15 protein-coding genes and 2 pseudogenes are annotated in these 17,847 nt (G+C 48.0%); 7 read left to right on the top strand and 10 right to left on the bottom strand.

Annotation, left to right across the window (positions count from 1 at the left end):
• Positions 1 to 722: 722 nt before the first annotated feature.
• A complete protein-coding gene (locus AC6I6X_RS22575) occupies positions 723 to 1,736 on the top strand; it encodes a C-terminal binding protein (RefSeq protein ID WP_497932821.1) in 1,014 nt (337 codons plus the stop codon).
• Between the two features lie 62 nt (positions 1,737 to 1,798).
• On the opposite strand, the gene AC6I6X_RS22570 is transcribed toward AC6I6X_RS22575, so the two are convergent.
• From AC6I6X_RS22570 to AC6I6X_RS22550, 5 genes and pseudogenes are all read right to left on the bottom strand, one after another.
• Complete coding sequence (locus AC6I6X_RS22570; protein WP_497932820.1) at positions 1,799 to 3,298, bottom strand: tripartite tricarboxylate transporter permease; 1,500 nt, start codon at positions 3,296 to 3,298, stop codon at positions 1,799 to 1,801.
• Positions 3,299 to 3,312: 14 nt separating this feature from the next.
• Positions 3,313 to 3,819, bottom strand: a complete 507-nt coding sequence (locus AC6I6X_RS22565) for a tripartite tricarboxylate transporter TctB family protein (protein WP_497932819.1) — start codon at positions 3,817 to 3,819, stop codon at positions 3,313 to 3,315.
• A gap of 24 nt (positions 3,820 to 3,843) precedes the next feature.
• A complete protein-coding gene (locus tag AC6I6X_RS22560; RefSeq protein ID WP_497932818.1) occupies positions 3,844 to 4,803 on the bottom strand; it encodes a Bug family tripartite tricarboxylate transporter substrate binding protein in 960 nt (319 codons plus the stop codon).
• A 455-nt stretch (positions 4,804 to 5,258) separates the two neighbouring features.
• Positions 5,259 to 5,588, bottom strand: a pseudogene (locus tag AC6I6X_RS22555) (transposase); the annotation flags it as partial.
• 122 nt (positions 5,589 to 5,710) lie between these two features.
• The gene (locus tag AC6I6X_RS22550) at positions 5,711 to 6,499 is read right to left on the bottom strand and encodes an SDR family oxidoreductase (RefSeq protein WP_497932817.1); all 789 of its coding nucleotides are present in this window, start codon (positions 6,497 to 6,499) and stop codon (positions 5,711 to 5,713) included.
• Positions 6,500 to 6,850: 351 nt separating this feature from the next.
• Between AC6I6X_RS22550 and AC6I6X_RS22545 the strand changes: the two genes are divergently transcribed.
• From AC6I6X_RS22545 to AC6I6X_RS22530, 4 genes are all read left to right on the top strand, one after another.
• Positions 6,851 to 7,618, top strand: coding sequence for an IclR family transcriptional regulator (locus tag AC6I6X_RS22545; RefSeq protein ID WP_497932816.1), 768 nt, complete (start codon positions 6,851 to 6,853; stop codon positions 7,616 to 7,618).
• Between the two features lie 484 nt (positions 7,619 to 8,102).
• Entirely contained in the window at positions 8,103 to 8,945 is an 843-nt protein-coding gene (locus AC6I6X_RS22540) for an enoyl-CoA hydratase/isomerase family protein (RefSeq protein ID WP_497932815.1), read from the top strand.
• A gap of 18 nt (positions 8,946 to 8,963) precedes the next feature.
• On the top strand, positions 8,964 to 10,088 hold the full coding sequence (locus tag AC6I6X_RS22535) for an ATP-grasp domain-containing protein (RefSeq protein WP_497932814.1): 1,125 nt from the start codon (positions 8,964 to 8,966) through the stop codon (positions 10,086 to 10,088).
• Positions 10,088 to 10,948: a succinate--CoA ligase subunit alpha gene (locus tag AC6I6X_RS22530; RefSeq protein ID WP_497932813.1), complete on the top strand. Its 861-nt coding sequence runs from the start codon at positions 10,088 to 10,090 to the stop codon at positions 10,946 to 10,948. The genes AC6I6X_RS22535 and AC6I6X_RS22530 overlap by 1 nt, the downstream gene beginning before the upstream one ends.
• A 55-nt stretch (positions 10,949 to 11,003) precedes the next feature.
• Here the strand turns inward: AC6I6X_RS22530 and AC6I6X_RS22525 are convergent, their stop codons facing one another.
• The 4 genes from AC6I6X_RS22525 to AC6I6X_RS22510 form a co-directional block, all read right to left on the bottom strand.
• Positions 11,004 to 12,476 carry an aldehyde dehydrogenase family protein gene (locus AC6I6X_RS22525; protein WP_497932812.1) on the bottom strand — a complete coding sequence of 491 codons (1,473 nt, stop codon included), beginning with the start codon at positions 12,474 to 12,476 and terminating at the stop codon, positions 11,004 to 11,006.
• Positions 12,477 to 12,599: 123 nt separating this feature from the next.
• Entirely contained in the window at positions 12,600 to 13,772 is a 1,173-nt protein-coding gene (locus tag AC6I6X_RS22520; protein ID WP_497932836.1) for an MFS transporter, read from the bottom strand.
• 182 nt (positions 13,773 to 13,954) lie between these two features.
• Positions 13,955 to 14,380, bottom strand: coding sequence for a universal stress protein (locus tag AC6I6X_RS22515; RefSeq protein WP_497932811.1), 426 nt, complete (start codon positions 14,378 to 14,380; stop codon positions 13,955 to 13,957).
• A 159-nt stretch (positions 14,381 to 14,539) separates the two neighbouring features.
• Positions 14,540 to 14,776, bottom strand: a complete 237-nt coding sequence (locus AC6I6X_RS22510) for a hypothetical protein (RefSeq protein WP_497932810.1) — start codon at positions 14,774 to 14,776, stop codon at positions 14,540 to 14,542.
• Positions 14,777 to 14,985: 209 nt separating this feature from the next.
• On the opposite strand from AC6I6X_RS22510, the pseudogene AC6I6X_RS22505 reads away from it, so the two are divergent.
• A pseudogene (locus AC6I6X_RS22505) lies at positions 14,986 to 15,270 on the top strand (tyrosine-type recombinase/integrase); the annotation flags it as partial.
• 451 nt (positions 15,271 to 15,721) lie between these two features.
• On the opposite strand, the gene AC6I6X_RS22500 reads toward AC6I6X_RS22505, so the two are convergent.
• Positions 15,722 to 16,462 (bottom strand): winged helix-turn-helix transcriptional regulator, encoded by a 741-nt coding sequence (locus AC6I6X_RS22500; protein ID WP_497932809.1) that lies wholly within the window; start codon positions 16,460 to 16,462, stop codon positions 15,722 to 15,724.
• A gap of 901 nt (positions 16,463 to 17,363) precedes the next feature.
• Here AC6I6X_RS22500 and AC6I6X_RS22495 point away from each other — a divergent pair.
• Positions 17,364 to 17,847 (top strand): transposase (locus tag AC6I6X_RS22495; RefSeq protein ID WP_497932808.1); only part of this gene is annotated, 484 nt, incomplete at its 3' end.

Genomic DNA, 17,847 nt, shown 5'->3' with positions numbered 1-17,847 from the left:
CACGACGATAAAACATGGTATACATGAACTGACGTGGGCCTACCCCACGGCTTTTTCCAGCAGGATTTGTCGGGTCATTGCCAGTGCGTGGGGAGATTGTTACTTTGAGCTACCCACCTGTAAACAGGTGGGTTTTCTCCTGCGGTTTATATAATACTGGGTTTGGATCAGCCTGCATTGTTTAGATTAGTAGATTACAGAGCAATGCGAAGGTTTGGATACATGATTGACCTTGGAAACAGCCTCAGTGGAGGAATTCGTTCGAGATAGGATCAAGAGTAACCTACAGCCAAGAACCGCTGTTCGTTGAGTCGAATCACGGTTTCGTCAACCGTAACGTGAATCGGATCTTTGTCGCTGACTGGCTTTGAGGCGAATTTCTACATTCACCTATGCACAATAGAGCGACCGATACCCAGGTCAGCCAAGCCCGAGATGGTATCCGCCAGCGACCACGATCTGTCGCAGGCATCCGTTGTACCGTGGATAGAAATCGATCCAGCCCTTTCCCACCTGCAAGAAGACATCTTGAGTCCCGTCAGTCACTGGTCTGAGTTTATTCCGCCTTTTGTTTCTTCTCTGGTGGGAACAACCCAAAGCAGGTCGTAGCACTCCACAAAGAACCTCATAGCTGTAAGACTAAATTGTAAACAAAGAAAAAGAACCAGTAATATTTGCATTAAAAGACATACATTCATTACTGCCAGTGCAGTATCTCTCTGATGTCCGACTCGAGCTCAGAGTTCACAGTAGTCGTTACAGCAGGAAAGGCATACGATTTATGTGTAGAAAAAGAGGTATTCAGAGACTTGGACGTAAATCTGCGTCCAGTCGATCTCGATGATCCTAAAGACATCAAACAAGAGATACAGGATGCTGATGCGGCTATTAATCGATTCACAGTACCATATACGGAAGAAATCATCAAAGCCGCACCTGACCTCAAGGTAATAGGTCGAGGAGGAGTTGGTGTAGATTCGATTGATTGCGAAGCAGCTTCTGAACACGGTACGTACGTCGTTAACGTACCACAATACTGTCAGCAGGAAGTCTCTGATCACACTCTTATGCTTCTGCTTGCGCTCCGGCGAAACCTCATAGAATACAATGAGACATTGAAAAAGGGGACATGGAATAAACGAATAGGTGATGTGGACATCCATCGTCTCCAAGAACAGACTCTTGGTCTGGTCGGCTTCGGTACTATCGCACGTCACGTGGCCTCAAAAGCTAAATCATTGGGAATAGACGTTGTCGCTTCGGATCCTTACGTCTCCACTGATGAAATGAATGAACTTGGAGTAACGGAGGTTACTTTGGAGGGACTGCTACAGGATTCGGATTTCGTGTCTCTTCACGTCCCATTAACGAATGATACAGAGAATATGTTCGGACTTGATCAGTTTGAAGAGATGAAGAATTCCGCATATTTGATTAACGTGGCACGGGGTGAATTGGTTGCGACAGATGAGCTGGCGACAGCCATCGATGAAGACATAATTGCTGGGGCAGCCCTTGATGTCCACAGAGACGAACCTCAGGACAACTTCGAAGGAAATCATCCAAACTTCGATAGCCCAGTTAGAGACTACGACGAAGTGATTTTGACGCCTCATATAGCGTGGTATTCGAAAGAAGCCGCAATCGAAAAGCATCGTAAAGTGGCTTCAGACGTGCGCCGTGTTCTTGAAGGAAAAGAACCGCAAAATCCAGTTAACGATCCATCACTAAACTAGCAGAGTAATATTCCGGATATCATTTTCTGCAGCATTGTTTGTAAGCCCTGGAAGTTGAATTGCTATAGAATATCGAGTCTCTTCCTTATAAGCGGTCCAATTACAGGTCCTACTAAAATAAAGACCAAGAGGATAACGAGCATCAACGATAGTGGCCGGTTGATAAAAATAGCAAGCGATCCACCTGATAAATCCAAGGAACGAGAGAGGTTCTCCTCAGCAAGAGGACCAAGAATCACACCTAATACAAATGCAATCACTGAGTAGTCGTATTTTTTCATGAAGTAACCAATCATACCGAGAGAGGTAGCAATGAGAACGTCAAACCAATTGAACCTCAGTGTAAGAGCACCAACCAGCGAAAGGACGATAATGGTTGGAATTATGTAGTCAGTATCGATCTTCGTGATGAAGCCGGCTCTCGTTATGAGTCCAAGACCCAGGGTAATTATAATTACATTCCCTAGAAGAAGACCCAGGAATACTGTATACGTGAAATTGATATTTGTCGTGAGTAGTTCTGCTCCCGGTACGAATCCATGGGTTATGAGACCGCCAAGCAACACTGCAGTCGACCCACTCCCAGGGATACCGAATGAAAACGTAGGGATGAGTGAACCACCAACCGTTCCGTTATTTGCGGCTTCGGTCGCAATTATTGCCTCCTCACTTCCTTCTCCGAAGGACTCTGGATTATCGGAGCTACGCATCGCCTCACTATAGGCAAAGAACGTTGAAACCACAGCTCCAGATCCAGGGATAGAACCAATCCCCATCCCGATAAACGATGATTTAATCAAAGTGACGGGATGAGATAATACTGTTTTAATCCCCTCGGTAATCTTCCCTTCTAACGCTATTTCACCGCCATCCTTTGCGATCTGGCCTTTCTCGCCAGCGAGTACGAGCATCTCGGCAATTGCGAACAGACCGATGAGAACGCTGATGTAATCAATCCCTTCGTACAGAGACAACTCACCGAATGTAAATCGATTTTCGGGAGTCATAGGAGCAATTCCAATCGTAGTAATCAGCAATCCGAACGATCCTGCGGCGATGCCCTTCAGTGGGGAACCACGCGTCACAACCGTGATCATAGCTATCCCGACAATTGCCAAAAGAAAATATTCGGGAGTTCCAAAGGCAGTCACTATCCTGATAAGAAATGGTGAAATCAAAAACAGAACAGTTACAGTCATAAACCCTCCAAGACCCGAAGCGACGGCGGACATTCCGAGGGCTTTGACCGCCTTTCCCTGTCTTGCCATCGGATATCCGTCCAGAGTTGTCGCTGCGGCTGCGCCTGTACCCGGGACGTTAAGCAAGATTGCTGAGAGCGCCCCACCGTACATGCCTCCGCTATAGATTCCAATGAGGAGGAGGATTGCATTGGTACCGTCCATTCCGAATGTAAGTGGGAGAATAATTGCCATTCCAAGCGCAGCTCCCACTCCTGGTAAGGCCCCGACGAATATCCCTAACATAACTCCGAAAACCATCCAACCAACTGTCGGCCACTGGAACAGTATGTTCACTGCTTCTACTATTGGTTCTATGATCATGTGTGATTTTATTGTTATGTAAGTATACCGCTGTCAATCGGTCCACCTACCGCCAGTAAGAAACCATACGGTATCGCGTATCCCAGAAGAGTCAATATCACTATTTTGTACCACGACTTCCGGTTATAGAGCGTATATGCCAGCACGAAGATTGGGCTCGCATACAGGAAGCTTATAAGATATGCGAGAATGGTATATCCGACAACCAGAAGAGCTAAAACGATGATATCGCGGATATTACGTTCTACCCCTTCCATAGCTTCTGCAACTATGTCATCGTCGGGACGACCAACTGCTGTCGCTGATACCGTATCCGCGATCTGCTCGGGAAGATAACTTCGGAGTAGCAGAGCCACCGAACAAACAATGGTGGCCAGTGCTGTCGCCCGAGGGAACATACGCGCCCGCTCACTGTAGGACGATGACTCTACGAACATGAATGCGGAAATGATTATAAATAAGCCTAACACCACGTGTTCTCCAGAAACATCCTTTTTCGCCCTCTGAATTAGTCTCTTCATGTGGTACAAATAAAGATGATCCACTCAGGCACCTTCGACTTCAGCGCGGATCTCCTCAAGGTCAACGTTTGCTGGAATCTCTTCGAATGGACGCTGATTCAGTTCTGTTGCCACCTCCGGCCCTCCGTAATCAAGAGCAAACCCAGCCTCTTCAGACCACTGTTTAACCTCCTCTTTGTCCATTATTTCTTCAACAGCATCAGCCCAGATCTGAATCCGGTCATCAGGTGTTTCAGGTGGTGCATAAAACGCAACACCTAATTGCGCTACGTAATCGATATTTTCGTACCCTTGCTCGGTTATAATCGGTGCGTCCGGGAAGATTGCACTTCCCGAACTCCCCAGACTGGCAACGACATCAACTTGATCGCCGCTACCCTGTGCTGCACCGTCAGCCGCGATGCCCACCGAGACTTCGTTTGAGGCAACCGATTCAACAACCGGGGGGCTGCCGTCGTATCCGACGTATGTTTGGTAATCGAAATCAAACTTGCTCTTCATGATCTTTGCGAGGACATGCATTATCCCCCCTTTTTGCTGCGCAGCGAGCTGGGTGAGGTCTCCATTTTGGTACCGGCTAAGTATATCCTCGAATCCTTCTGCTTCGATGGAAGGGTGCGCTAACAGTACATAGTTAATACGGCCAGTCTGGCACACCCCTTTAGCTTCACTGAGGTCGTAGCCATCCGGCTGATACACCATGTACGAAAGTGGAGTCGATCCTGGATTCCAATTACCGAGTGTATACCCGTCAGGTTCGGCGTTCATAAGCCGACCTGCTCCCTTGAGTGACGCCGCACCTGATTCATTAACAACCTGAACATTCACACCAAGATTATCGACTGCATGGGGCCAAGTGTTTCTCGCGTACGCGTCTGCTGCACCTCCCTCAGGGAACGGGACAATTACCTCAAGGTCATCCGACGGAAAATCTCCCCCACCACCATCGCCGCCACCACCAATACAACCGGCGAGACCAGTCAACGCAATCGTTGCTACCCCTGATTTGATAGCTTCTCTACGAGTTGGTCGCATTATTTATCGAACCCAATACACTCCTTAATCGGCAGATATATAAACATTACGGCAATCAGAACGGTGTTGGTAGTAAGGAATACGAATATAGAATATTATGATATAGTGGTAGAATATATATTAATAATAAATTGCCGGTACTGTATAAGGGAGACATGAATCTGACTTATTGGGCCAGATTTGGGGTAACGATTGCTCTTAACACTACTTATCTTTATAATAGACAATAGATAGACCAATAGTTAAGAGTGGGACTCAACCATGGGAGTATGCACGAATATAGCCTCTGACGAAGACGCGTTGTTCATAGGCCTCCACGAAGAGGTGTTGAAGACTTCCATCTGCACGTTGCGAATCTGAGACGAGAAGAGATTTATAGACCTGAACGTGTCATAGAACCCGTCTCACAACTTGAACTTCTCTCGACCAAAATTGTCTCTGCGTTCGTAGTTTGTGATTGCGACGACAATCCGGAGATACAGCGCAAGGAACACATGTGTTCGTGCGTGGAGGCCGCCTCGGGCGCGAACGTGCCCGAGACCGCAATCCGTGACCGCGTCATTAGTTCGTTCGACTCCTTCCCGGCGGTTGTACATCTTATCTAAGAGGGCTTGCTCAAGGTGAACTTCCTCACTGTGTTCCTCGATCCAGTCTTCGACCCTTTATTTGATGTCTTTCGGGTCGTCAGTGTTTCGCAGATTGTGCGGGGCGACTGGTACGACCACTGCGGCCAGAGTTCCACTGTTCCCGATTGAAAATCATCCTTCTCCACTAAATATGTTCGATGTGATCGAATTCATGAAGAGGTTGCGGCTTTACTAACTATGACAACCCTATATATGTATTCCAATTACAATTAGAGATTGGATTTCATCCCACTACCGTCAATTGGGATTGCCGCTCCATTTATGTAACCTGACTGAGGGGAAGATAGAAAGGCAACAGTGTTTCCTAATTCGATTGGATCACCGATTCGCTCAAGTGGATTATCGACCCAATCCTCGAGTCCTTCCTCATAGGATTCATATTCGCCACGTTCGACGGCGGACTGCACTAATTCTTCGATCCGTGCTGTCTCGTGGGAGCCAGGTAGTACCGAGTTGACGCGTACTTCAGGCGCAAACTCCTTCGAGAGAGTCTTTTCAAGTCCGATAACACTCATACGAACAGAGTTCGAAAGTACAAGATTATTGACTGCCTCCTTGACACTCCGAGAAGTAATAGTGACCATCGTTCCACCTTCATTCGCCATCAAATGTGGATGGGCCTCACGGGCAAGACGAACGACGCTCATGACGAGGAGGTCGTACGCTTCTTGCCATTCCTCATCACTCACTTCAAGGAAGGAACCAGCAGGCGGACCGCCAGCACTCACCACAAGATGATCCAAACCACCAAACTCTTTGACCGTCTTATCCACCAATCTGGTTACGTCTTCGTTGGTCGTTAAGTCTCCGGATTGTGCAACAACTTTACCGTCTGCCGACTCCTTAATTTCTTCCTGCGCTTCAGATAGTCGATCTGTATCTCGTCCATTTATGACCACATTGACTCCCTCTTGGGCGAGTGCTTTCGCTGAAGCTTTTCCGAGACCGCTTGACGATGCTGTCACAAGTGCTGCGTCACCATTGATTTTCAGATCCATCGATTTGGTAAACCAATGGGAAAGACAAAGACTTTTCCATGCTTTTGATATCTTGATGCATACATCCCTGAGAGCACTGTCTAGTTCTAGACCGCCTCAGCTGGAGTTGATCCGGCTACTGCCTGATTCGGTCTTTCGTGGTTGTAGTGTCTGAACCGTCGCAGGTCGTTCGAAGCAGTAGCAAATATTACCTTCCAATGCCAGGGAGCCTGACGAGACCGACACCTAGCCACTCTGAGATGAAATTCTTCGCTACGGGAACGAATAATAATGTAGTCTTCAGCTTGTGTCTACGTTCCTTGTTCGCTAATAACAAATACATTTTTAGTCCCGTAGATTCGAAGTCCAACCATGGGAAAGAAAACCACGAAACGATCTATTAAATCCGATAATACGATGATGGATATTATCCGATTTCTCCGTGAAGAGGACGGTGCAGGCGTGACTACAATAGCGAACGAATTGGACATCGCGAAGAGTACTGTCCACGCCCATCTCACCTCACTACGTGAACGTGGATACGTCGTCAAAAAGGATGGATTTTATCGAATCGGCCTCCAATTCCTACGACAGGGTATTTACGCCCGAAATATGAGCGAACTTTATCCGAAGGTAAAAGAGAAGGTAACTCACCTCGCACAGGAAACTAACGAGCGGGCTTGGGGGCAAGTCGAAGAGAACGGGATGTGCTATTACTTGTGTGGGGCAACTGGGAAACATCCCATTCATCCGCCGGTACGGGTCGGCGAGCGCGTTCATTTGCATACTATTGCCGGCGGAAAAGCCATTCTAGCAAACCTCTCTGAGGAGCGGGTTGAGGAGATCATCGACCGGCATGGCCTCCTTCAAAAAACGGAGAATACTATCACCGACAAAGACGAACTATTCGAAGACTTAGAGCAGATTCGGGATCGAGGCTATGCATTCAACAAGGAAGAATCGCTCGAGGGACTTAATGCAGTAGCTGCTCCCATTAAAAATGCTGATGGTGGTGTGAGTGGTGCTCTTAGTATTTCTGGACCTGCAAACCGCCTTAAAGGGGAAAAGTTGCAGTCTGAAATTCCGGAATTACTACTTGGGGCTACTAACGAATTAAAAATCAATATATTTCACTCCTGAGAATATTATATTATAGGGACCACCATTGTAACCAGCACTTGATAATCTTCAATAGCAGAAGGCAGTTACCTTTCGTTATCAATGTTCGTTTTTATCGAACGCATTGCGGGGGCCAGGCACGAAGTGGATTACATCCCTATGAATGTAAAAGCAAGACCTGGATAGTCTACTTCCTAAACCTGTAGGATACCATCTTACAGCGACTGTCCGTCGCTAATCGACTGGGCGAACTCGTTGGCTTTGTCACTCCACACGGTTCAGTCAAACTAATAACTGGTATACCGGTTTGTTCGCTGTGAACGAACGAAGGGGCAAGTGTCAGTGTTCACTAACCAGTTTTCTGGGAACGTCAAGCGCACTGATTATGAGCAGTTCAATCTATGTTAATAACCTGGGCCACGCCCTTATCCCATTCTAAACGAAGCACTGTGAGTTCGTCAGACTGCTTGAAGACCCATAGATTTATGTTCGCAGTCAGTCGTTTGTGGAAGATACAGTCATGCCAAATACTGCCAAGCCTGCTATAGTTGCAGCCGAATGTGAGATGGTCAATATCTCTCAAAACAAAGGCGATACGATGGTAACTACCATACAAATGAACCGACCAGAGGCAAAAAATGCATTGAACTCGAACTTTCGGAGCGAATTGAAACGTGTACTTGAAGCAGTGGAAGATGACCCACAAACGGGAGTCATTGTATTAACTAGCTCTGAGGAAGCAGACGTATTTTGCACCGGAGGCGATTTAACAGAACTTCGTGACATGGATGGCATTCAACTCATGGAACGGATTGAAAACAAACGTATTTTCCACAGGGTCTACGACCTCAGTAAACCGGTGATCGCACAGGTGACTGGTGCAGCAGTTGGCGGGGGTTGTGAGCTTGCGCAAGCCTGTGACATTCGTATAGCCGCGACGGACGCTATATTCGGGCAGCCCGAGACGGATATCGGATTGTTTCCCGGTGCAGGCGGCACGCAGTGGCTCAGTCAACTCGTTGGGCGAGGTCAAGCAAGTCGCCTTATTTTAACTGGTGAGCTCATTGATGGAGCAGAAGCTGAGCGGATTGGCCTTGTTGAAGAGGCATATGATAACCTCGAAGCAGTGAATGAGCGTACATACGAAATCGCAGACACAATCGCCGAAAAAAGTCCACTTGGAGTCAAATACGCAAAGAAGGCAATCCGCCTAAGTGAAAGAGCCAATATGGATACTGGACTTGATCACGAAGCACTACTATATGCCCACCTCTTTAATACAGAAGATAAAACTGAAGGCATCGAGGCGTTCCTCGAAGACCGTGAGCCAGAATGGGAAGGAAAGTAGACAACGAGGTGACAAAATATGCTGGAATACCCCGAGTACGCTGGCAAAGAACTTCTCGCTAACGCTGGTATCGAAGTACCTGATGGACAAGCCATCTCAGATGCAAGTGAAGCCTCAGTTTGTGAGTTCCCTGCAGTAGTCAAAGTACAGGTACCCGTCTCTAGCCGGGGAAAAAAAGATGGGATCAAATTCGTGGAGACTCAATCAGAGTTACGGGACGAGGTAGAGAGACTCTTAGATACCCAAATCGAGGGTCACAAGGTTGAGAACGTTTTAGTAGAAGAGCGAATTGATGTTCACGACGAACTGTACTTCGCCCTTTCAGCAGACGGGAGTGATAATTTACCCACCCTCATTCTCACCCTCAATGGAGGTCAAGAAGTCGAGTCTGTACCGGAATCAGAGGTTGCTACGGAAGAAATCAACCCCCTTGTCGGGTTTCATCAATACCATTTACACAAGGCGATGGAATCGTTGAGAGCGGACGAGTCAAAACTGCCATCTCTAACCGCGCAGTTAACGGAACTGGCCGAGTCGGCCTGGGACTTGTTTCAATCCGAGGATCTGCGATTATTAGAAATCAACCCACTAGGAGTCACCGATCAAGGGATTGTCGCGATAGATGCCAAAATCGTACCCGATGAATCAGCAGCCTTCCGTCAAAATCATGAAGACACGTATAGGAGCATCTCACAACTGGAGGGTGAAGCAGCAGATGATGGGATCGAGTTGCGCGTGGGTTCTGGCGAAGTTGGGATTCTTTCAAACGGCGCAGGTGCTGGAATGTCAGCACTTGATCTCGTAGAGAGTTCCTCAGACGCAGGATTTGCCGGCTTCATAGATACGCACGGTGCTCAGTTTGAGTGGAAAGATATCCATGGATTCCTCGCATATCTCAAACGAGCCGATGCATCAGTTGTATTCGTAAATATTGTTGGACCGATTTTAGATTGTAGCAAAATTGCTTCTGAACTTGCGGCCGCTGTTCAGGATGGATATCCAATACCGATTGTTGCTCGTTTTAAAGGATATAGGCAAACAGAAGCACTTGGGATTTGCAAAGATGCGGGGATACAGTCTATGTCTAAGATGGGATCTGCAATACGAGAAGTGCTATTGCATCTGGAAGGAGGTGAGGATTAATGGCAGTATACGTCACTGAAGAAACTCAGTTGGTGATCCAAGGCGCAACGGGATACGTAGCACAAGAACTAATTCCGGAACTTGAGAGATACGGGACAGATATCGTCGCAGGAGTTACCCGGAGTAATGATGTGGACTCAACTGAGGCTATACCCTTGTATAGGAGCGTTTCAGAAGCGACGTCATCCGTGAATGCAGACACATCCCTGATCCTTGTACCAGCTCCCTACGCCAAAGATGCATGTCTCTCGGCTATTGACGCAGGAATCAAGACTATCGTAGTAGTTGCGGAAAATATTCCAGTCCAGGATACGCTTCTAGTCAGTGAGTATGCAAAAAGGCATGATGTGACTCTACTTGGTCCGAATACGTTAGGAGTTGTTTCCCCAGAGAAGGCAGCAGTCGTTCTAAATTATTATAATAACAGACATTGGTATAAAAAAGGTAACGTCGGTATCATAGCTAGGAGTGGCAGTCTGTCAGGAGAGGTCTCTGAGTTGCTCACGAGAAACGACATCGGACAGAGTACCGTTTTGAGTGTCGGCGGAGATCCGTATCTTGGAACGACACCAGCAGAAGCGTTTATGGAATTTGATAAGGATACCCAAACGGACAAAATCGTATACATCGGGGAGATAGGCAGTCGATTTGAGGAGGAGGCAGCAACGGTAATACCTGAGTTGGAAACAGACGTCTTTGCAACCATTGTAGGGCAGCACGCCCCCGCCGGAAAAAAGATGGGGCATGCTGGAGCGATCGCTGAAAATGACCAAAATAAAACCAAGGCTCTCTCGGACGCTGGGGCGACTGTCGTGAGTTCTCCGTTTGATATTCCTGATGTATTAAACAAGCAATCCTAATTCAGGTTCAAAATAGGACAACAGCAAACGAAAGTGTACTAGATGTTCTTCTTACTCAGCTAGTAAATCCCTGGTGGAACCCGACAAGCTTCTCACGAGAGAAGTGTTCGACAGTATACTTGATCCCCTCTTTACCGACGCCTGAATCCTTGAATCCACCATATGGCATATGATCAGCCCGAAAACCACTGACCGTGTTAATATTGACACCGCCGGCGTTTATTTCATCAGCAGCTCGCTTGGCTCGGTCAATATCCTGCGTGAATAGACCAGCTTCAAGACCGTAGTTGGTGTTGTTCGCTTCGCTGAGAGCCTCATCAAAGTCCTCTACGGTGACGACGGGGATAAGTGGACCAAACGACTCCTTATTAGCAGCCGGCATTCCCGGATCGACTTCCGAGAGAACCGTCGGTTCGAAGACGCGTGAACCTAAGTCACCACCATAATTTCCACCACATTCTACTATAGCCCCCTGCTCGACTGACTCCTCAAATAGTTCAACGACTAACTCAAATTGGTCGTCATTAACCATCGCAGCTACGTCAGTATCCTCCCTGAAGGGATCACCGAGTATAAGATCTTCTGCAGCGTCAACCAAGGCGTTGACAACTTTGTCCTCAATATGTTCTGGTACGATAACACGCTCAACACTATTACAGACCTGGCCAGCATTTGAACACGCACCTCCTACTACTTGTTTGGCTGCAGCATCTATATCAGTATCATCCCAGATAATCGTTGGGTCATTACCGCCAAGTTCTAGTGTGACCTCTTTCATTCCACTATTTTCTGCGAGATATTTTCCGACAGCTGTACTACCAGTAAAGGAGATAGCCTCAACGGCCTCGTGGTCAAGAATGGTATCACCTACAGTAGAACCACTACCGGTAATTACGTTAATTAAGCCATCAGGTCCGTCAACCTCCGTCAGTGCCTTTTCCAGACACTCAAACAACACAAGAGAACTTAGCGGCGTATCTGTAGCTGGTTTCCCAACGACAGCGTTGCCAGCGGCCAATGCAGGACCGACTTTATGAGCCATTAGATTCAGCGGGAAATTAAATGGAGTGATGGCCGCAACGACGCCTAGAGGTTCCCGTTGAGTAAAACAATGATCTCGCTTGTATCCCTTTTGTGGATCCATTGGGATGTATTCACCGTACATCCGCTTGGCCTGTTCAGCCGATAGGGTTAATGTCTGTATTGCGCGATCTACTTCGGTACGGGCTTCGGTTATTGGTTTCCCTTGTTCACTTGTGATGATCCGAGCAATTTCCTCAGCACGATTCTCGATCTGCTCGCTAGTGTTCTTCAGTAGTTCATATCTATCGTATGCAGACAACTCTGAGTCATCAAATGCGCGCTCTGCGACATCAATTGCTTCAATCACCTGTTCTTTACTAGCAAGCGGAACTGACGCGACAGTCTCGTCGTTGTAAGGGTGTATGACTTCGGTCTGTCTGTCTGCCTCGACCCACTCACCGTTAATGAGCATCTTCTGATCGCTCTGTATGTCTATCTGTGACATTGCAATTAGGAAAGGGAAGAAGATTATTATAAGTATTATGCGCTTTTAGATTTTGGTATTTTAATATAAGTCAGCGTGTCGAATGAATATACCTATTTTATAAAGATGACCTATATTTGTCTATCACAAATCCAATGAAAACAACCAGTTGGATCCAAGGAGCGCAAGACATGTCCCAAGAACGACGATCACTATTCCATACCCAGAAATCCATCCACCCATGTCTGCAAGGACTCCAACGACTACGCTTCCTGATGACGCTAAAAACATGTACACCGTCCGAAGTAGCCCAAACCCGTATCCCTGATTATCCTCCGTCAACTGGTCAAAAAACCGGGCTTGTATTGGTCCAGGCCAAGCAATTCCTATACCAGTTAATCCGACACCGCATATTAATCCAGTATCTGAAGGTACCAGAAGGAGCGTCCCAATCCCCACAAAGACTAATATGACGCTGAGCCCGATAGCGAGGTCTCGGGAATACAAATCTGAAAGTCGGCCAGCAACCGGTTGTGACACAGACGACAGCCCGAAGACGACGCCGAATATGAGACCTGCGATGTCTGGCTCAATACCTCGATACTCAACGAGAAATGTCGGGAAGAATGAAGAGATGGCTTGAAAGGTAAAACCCACGAGAACGCCCAGTGCCACCGTGTATGCGACACTGGGGCGGCTGAGCAATTGCCAGTGACGCTTGTAATCACGTAGACTCCGTAACTTCTGAGCGGGATTCAAAGGTTGAACTGAATGGGTTAGTTGGACAGTGGTCATCAGAACGGTGAACGTAATAGCTGCACCGAGCATGATAGCGACACGCCAACCGAATCGAACACCAATAAACCCACCAGCGATTGGGAAGAGGACACCTGCTACGCCCCCACTTGCAGTGAGGACACTCAAAGCTCCACCCCGTTCGGTATACAAACGTGAGATGAGCGACGAAGCTGGCGTAAAAAACAGCCCTGCACCCGTACCGTACGCTAAGACGAATAGCGTGAACAGAAGTATACTCGGTGCCAGTGCAACTGCACAAAGTCCAAGGCAGGCCGAGATGAGAGCTACCATTAGTAATTTGCGTTCACCGTACTTATCCGCTAGAACTCCACTCGGGAAATGAGCAAGAGCGTACAGTGCCCACATCCCGGACAAAGCAAATCCGATATTCGAACGCGACGTCTCGTAATAGACAAGGACTAAAGGTACGACGGCACCAATCAGGAGTCGCCCACCCATTTGTACAAAATTTCCACTTACAATGACAGCTAATGTCGAGTGTTCTTTTACACGTTTCATGACACCCATATTTGTTTTTCTTAGAATGCGCATTTTGACCTATACTTCTGTTATTCCAACGTACATTTTCAGATATTATGTGGTGTATTTAGATTAGATAGAGACATAACCCCAGGTGAAGATTGAATAATATTGTCTTGCTTAGTTAGAAGTGTTAGTACCACTGGGACGGATTACGGAGACTATTTACCAGCTATCACCACTGGGGCATCCGCATTTAACAAAATCGACTGTGCAACAGAACCAAAGATCACCTTGCCAGTCGGTGATCTCTTTCCACTGGCCGTTACTATATACCTGGCATCCTGATTTGTAGCGTAGTCCACTACGGACTGCGCCGGGTCGCCAACTACCCCAACTGTTTCGAATGGAACATCCAAGATAGATGCCTTTTCTTCTGCAATATTGGCCGCCATGTCGCGGATATTGTCAACAGGGATTGATGAGCCGCTTTCATCGACACTAGTTCTTTCCAAGTCAATAAACTCTGAACGATTCAAGACATGGACTACGTGCACCTTGGCGTCAAAAGCCTCGGCAAGATCTTCGGCCTCGTTGAGTACATCGACCGCAAGTTCTGTCCGGTCTACCGGGGCAATGATGGTCATGATCACCATTTATCGGGTAAGGTTTTTAATGTTTCCATGCCGACAGACACTTCATCCAATAATTACAGGTAATAACAGAGCTAGGAATGTAGTCGACTAACCAGATATCCAAATGGTGAACTATTATTATATGTATTATACGTTCAAAACTTTTAGACACTAAATGTCCATATACGGGAAAATGATTGCAAATAGTCGTTTATTACCTGGTAAAAACTTCTGGATATATCGACGTGTCTGGACATGTCCCTGTGAGTGCCATCTTGATTTTTCTGCGGTTCGTGAAATCGGCAAGTTAGATGGTCTATTGCGAATTAACGCTGCAATGTATGGTATAATGAATACGTCTGGGTGATCAAGTAAGAGGTTATCTTTTGCCGGAGGTTCAGTTTTCATCACATCTAATGCGACACCGCCTAGGGATCGATTTTTTAGGTGAGTACGAGCACGTACCGATTGTGACGGCCGATAATACGCCGACGCTGTTGAAAAAGGAACCCGGAATTAGGTAATAAGACACTCAGTCTGGAAATACGCAAATTTCTGAGTGGGAACGCTGTCGGTTGTCGCAGAAAATCACCAATATAATTGGGAATACAACAGGAGAATACAAGTTGATACCGCCCTCGATCAATACAGACGGTGCTCGCCGGATCATGCGGCGTCTCTACGAAGATGCTGAAATTTCCCTCGATGACAAGCACGGCTATCTCGCGCCACATGGGGGGCGTCGCGGCGCTGGTAAAGTAATGGTTCGCCAGCGCGGATTCACTGCTGCTGCTCGTCTTTTGGACAACAGTGAGGAGGTGGTTCGAAAATCGTATTCGCATATTGAGGCAAAGGAGATGGCCAGAGATGCCGGCGACGCTTTCGCCGAACACGATACCTAGTCCACTTGTCGAGGGCATGCCTCACACTTCCATAACTCTCGCCGGCTCAGTACTCGATCGAGCTGGCCACAATGAGAACGACCATCCCCGCAAGACAGCAATGCCGAGCAACGCTTTGTCGAAGTACCCGCGGTCGGCGACCGGCTAGAAGAGAATTGAACTCAATGCCCCAAGCGCGATGTAGACCGTCTGGAGAGCGCAAAATTCGTTCCCAGCGTCCCGTTCGGCAGGCGCCGAGTGAGATCGGCGATCGTTGGAAGTGTTGGGAGCCAGCCGCCTCAGTGCGCAGAGCGAGTGCAACGAAAGCGCGACGGCCAGGCGACGCAGTACCATCCTTAGGTCACGCAGACGCGGCACGTGATGCGTACCACTCGATCGGATCCATTGGTGGACCGCCGACCATGGTCACTGGCTCGCCGGCCGCGATAGAACGAGACGCGGGATGAGCGCGTCAAGCGAGAAATTCGGTCAATATCTGTACCTCTTCGTCTTCGGTGATCTGGTCCGAGTGAAGACACGCATGCATCACTTTCGCCACGAGTTCAGGGTCGTCACTGCTGAACTGTGATGTGGAGTCATTTACCTGGGTTTCGAGCCGGTGTACCTGCTGTTCAAGATCATCGAGACGGCTTCCGTGCTCTTCGACTGCGGTGTCCGTGTGGTCCTGCATCATTGGTTCTGTGTTCCCGTTGTCAAATATCTGGTTGACGTACTTCTTTCGAGTCCCCCATTCGAACCCATCAATAGCGTTGACCCGTCGCGAAATCGTTGCGGCTGTCACGTCAAAGCGTTCAGCGAGATCCCGCTGGGTCGCATCTGGATTCTCATAAATCGCTTGTAAAACCCTCCATTGTTTCTTGCTCACCTTGGCTGGATCCGCTGGTGCGGACAGTTCCTGATTCTCTTCTGATTTGATTTCATCGTTCTCTGACGGTGTGTCAAGCTGATCATCGGATGTGCTGGATCCAATTTCAGTCATCGACGGGTCATCGTCAACGGGATCGCCATATTCTTCAAGAACTCTCTCGACAAGCCCGGGTGTTGCCCCAGACACGTCGCTTGCGAGTGCTTCCATCGATGCATTTGGTTGCGATTCTGCAATATCGAGGATTTGTTTATGGATAGTTGCACGTGGAACGGACGCCGGGTTCTGTGACGGTTTGCCTGCTGGATTCTTTGTTGACTCGCTCATGTCTCCCCACTGATGGACAGATTCGTGTATCTAGTTCACATCCACCAGAGTACAGTATAACTAACTGAATACTCCATAGCTTTCCTGTCAAACTAAAATAAAACTCTATTACTGAACGAAATGGTTTAGAATAGTAATTGAATATTTCTTCACTTATTACTCGAACCTTTCGACTATTACTTAACCAAGAAAGCTTGATTCGATGCATCTGGACTAAGGACCACTCGGTCACACAAGGCAGGCTCTCAGCACCGCACGCAACCGCCCATCTCGTCTTATCACCGGCGCGCCTGGACATTGTTCAGATTAGCTGGTTCCAGCAGTATGCGTAGCTCTGCAACCATGTCTCGGCGGTTGCTGGATTGGCGTTCCTAGAATAGTATTTAGATTGTCGGACACGCTGTTTTACTTTCTAAAAGATATATTCGGCAGCGTTCCGATTTCCGTGTATCTCATGTTGAAATCGGAGTCCGTATCCGTGGGGAGTTACTTTCAGCCAAGGTCCAAAATTGACAAGAAGTATTGTATCGTCGACGTCGGGTTTCTCGGACAACTCGGAGAGGAAGATCGAGGTGACGCCCTCATTGCGCGTCAAAGAGAGCCAGATATGGATGAGTTCGTTTGTTTCGGGAACGACAGCCGTACAGCCAGTAGCATTTCTCGTCCAGTTGAATCACGGTTTCGTCGAGCGTAACGTGATCCGGCTGGGCTCCGTCTGTCGGCTGTAGTCAGCTTTCTGGATCCAGTTGTAAACAGTCGAGCGCGCCCGCTTGATATCGAAATACTCCAAGAAAAGCACAATAACGGCCTTGTTTAGATGCTCGAAAACCGACGACCCAGCGACTCACGAACTGGTGTCGTCTTCCTAGTAGCTCACGCTAAATGTCTAACTTACTAGGAAATGAAGCGGGAAGAGCAGTTTGTGTCCAGCAAACTAGCCCGCTTCACTAGTCGCATTGTTTCGCTTGCCCAAAAAGCCGTCGTCGGCGACCCGAAACCGGCCGTTCAGAAGGGTTTCAGCGGCTACGCCGACTGGGTGATCATGTCGATTCACGATATCAAAACGTATCTCGATCTGCCGTACCGACGCCTCTTGGACATTCTTTACGAAATGCCGCGGATCGCTCGAATTCTCGATCTAGACGTGTCTCAACTGCCCGGCTTTACCACCGTTCGTGCGCGCATGCAGGAGCTGAAGATGCCGCTCTGGCGCGACTTTCTCAGGTTGTCGGCGGAGCTGCACGACACCGGCGAAATCCAGGCAATCGACGCAACCGGCATGGATCGTATCGCGGCGAGCCAGCATTACGCCAAACGGACGAATTACACGTTCAAAGCCGTGAAAACGACCGCGTTAATCAACTGTTCGACTGGTGCGATTCTAG

The sequence above is a fragment of the Halosolutus sp. YCN4 genome, from assembly GCF_059736495.1.
This window is presented reverse-complemented; position numbering and strand designations above follow the sequence as displayed.

Coding starts and splice junctions, on each gene's coding strand:
- AC6I6X_RS22575 (WP_497932821.1), top strand. CDS start 723: ATGTCCGACTCGAGCTCAGAGTTCACAGTAGTCGTTACAGCAGGAAAG.
- AC6I6X_RS22570 (WP_497932820.1), bottom strand. CDS start 3,298: ATGATCATAGAACCAATAGTAGAAGCAGTGAACATACTGTTCCAGTGG.
- AC6I6X_RS22565 (WP_497932819.1), bottom strand. CDS start 3,819: ATGAAGAGACTAATTCAGAGGGCGAAAAAGGATGTTTCTGGAGAACAC.
- AC6I6X_RS22550 (WP_497932817.1), bottom strand. CDS start 6,499: ATGGATCTGAAAATCAATGGTGACGCAGCACTTGTGACAGCATCGTCA.
- AC6I6X_RS22545 (WP_497932816.1), top strand. CDS start 6,851: ATGGGAAAGAAAACCACGAAACGATCTATTAAATCCGATAATACGATG.
- AC6I6X_RS22535 (WP_497932814.1), top strand. CDS start 8,964: ATGCTGGAATACCCCGAGTACGCTGGCAAAGAACTTCTCGCTAACGCT.
- AC6I6X_RS22530 (WP_497932813.1), top strand. CDS start 10,088: ATGGCAGTATACGTCACTGAAGAAACTCAGTTGGTGATCCAAGGCGCA.
- AC6I6X_RS22525 (WP_497932812.1), bottom strand. CDS start 12,476: ATGTCACAGATAGACATACAGAGCGATCAGAAGATGCTCATTAACGGT.
- AC6I6X_RS22520 (WP_497932836.1), bottom strand. CDS start 13,772: ATGAAACGTGTAAAAGAACACTCGACATTAGCTGTCATTGTAAGTGGA.
- AC6I6X_RS22515 (WP_497932811.1), bottom strand. CDS start 14,380: ATGACCATCATTGCCCCGGTAGACCGGACAGAACTTGCGGTCGATGTA.
- AC6I6X_RS22510 (WP_497932810.1), bottom strand. CDS start 14,776: ATGAAAACTGAACCTCCGGCAAAAGATAACCTCTTACTTGATCACCCA.
- AC6I6X_RS22500 (WP_497932809.1), bottom strand. CDS start 16,462: ATGAGCGAGTCAACAAAGAATCCAGCAGGCAAACCGTCACAGAACCCG.